We start from the raw sequence: 1,652 nt of genomic DNA, 5'->3' as shown, positions 1-1,652 counted from the left end.
CGCAAGCATGGCAAGTGGGCCAAGTAGCTCAGCAATGTCATGATCCACTTCCACATAGGCGGAGAGCTGACAGAGCCGGTTCACCTCCACGATCACCTGGGTCATGACCGCCTTAACATCACTTGACGTGATGGCAATGGTCGTGGTCATTGTCTGTGTACTAGACATCGCAGTCTCCCTAATACGTGCCCACTAACCAGACCCGAGCATCGCCTGCGGGCGTCCTGGCAATGACTTTGCTACCATCATCTGTGATCCAAACCGAAGTTGTCCCCGTATCCAGCGCCAGACGATCTCGAATAACCCCACGGCTCAGATCCCAGACCTCCACACCACCGCTCCAAGCAACTGCCATCAGGGAGTTATAGGGCATCCGGCTACGACACGGATCACTCTGACCAAAGGGGACGCAAGCCTGCTGGAAAGCGACGTCGTTAATCTGGGCGCTGCTCTTGCCCATCATAATATTGAGTTTCGCGATCCGATCCTCTTGAATCTGCTTGACGCGAAATAGCCGTCCTGTCTCCGTGTTCCAGACAGGCAGACTGCCATCTAGGCCAAGGCCTATGAGGTAGTGACCATCCGGGGAGAAGGCAACCCCCTTGCAGTTAAACTCAGTGGAGCGCTCTAGCCAGACCGCCTCTTTGAGGTATGGGTAGGTCACGATCCGGGGATGGCCTGAGCTCACCCAAGCCATATTCTGTCCACTGAGGGTAAGGCGTGGGCAGGATGCATCCCGGAAGCGGTTGCTCTGGGAGGTTCCAGGATACGCGTTGAAGGTGAACGCCTCATCAGCGAGCTTTCCCGTGTTCAGATCGTAGGTGCGAAGTCCTTGATCGGAGAAGTGCAAAAGGCGAGGCAGACTCGGATGAAAGGCGAAGCCACGGCTCCCGGTTCCTGTGAGGCGAGCAATCTGCCTGCCATCATCTACCCGAAGCACCACAGCAGGGCTTGATGTGGGATCATTGACCTGCTGAGCGACAATAAGGCGCTGATCGGGAGAGGCAGCCACCGAGGTGTAGCGCTCTGGAACCCGAAAGGCACGCAGGCAGCTGCCACGAGTAAAATCGAAGAACTTTACCCAGCGTGAGCCTGCTTCCGCATGCATAAGATAGCCTAAGCGACCACGCGGAAGTGGCATGCTCGGTTGCCCTTTGATCCCTTCCGCACTGATCCGGTAGTTCCATGTCACGCGGGATCTGGCCCATGTCCAGTACCCAAGCACCATCAACCCCCAGATCGAGGCCAAGGCAAGGAACACCAGAAACAGACGGAAGCAGATCCTGAAGAATTGATCCAGCGCTTGCCCAAACTGTCCTCCCACACCGGAGGCTGTCTCGGCGGGGTTGGCGGCCACTGTACCCGGGCTAAGGACGAACTTCCCCTCAGGTGTCATGATCTCGATAACCGGCTGAACTGCTCCTTCACCTGCGCTATGTCGTTGCAGGGCGCTTGGACGGCTTGGGCTGTTCGGATTCGGTGCAGAACTTCCTTTTTTCACGGGTGGACCAAAAAGCTCGCGATTCTCCGCCATTGTTTTTCCTCTCTTATCACTCATGGTTCGCTCATTTTCTGAGTAGTTTAGCGAATTTGAGGTAACCTCATTTCATGACCGAAACGCTCACTCTTATCACGGAACGGGTGGATGACAT

General features: G+C 55.9%; 1 protein-coding gene. It reads right to left on the bottom strand.

Features of this window, described 5'->3' with window-relative positions:
- Window positions 1–178: 178 nt before the first annotated feature.
- A complete protein-coding gene (locus ACH2EH_RS11215; RefSeq protein ID WP_395141681.1) occupies window positions 179–1,558 on the bottom strand; it encodes a WD40 repeat domain-containing protein in 1,380 nt (459 codons plus the stop codon).
- Window positions 1,559–1,652: the final 94 nt, after the last annotated feature.

Source organism: Armatimonas sp. (assembly GCF_043760365.1).
In the GTDB taxonomy this organism is placed as follows: Bacteria; Armatimonadota; Armatimonadia; order Armatimonadales; family Armatimonadaceae; genus Armatimonas.
The sequence above is the reverse complement of the archived record's forward strand: the minus strand, read 5'-3'. Positions and strand labels throughout refer to the sequence as shown.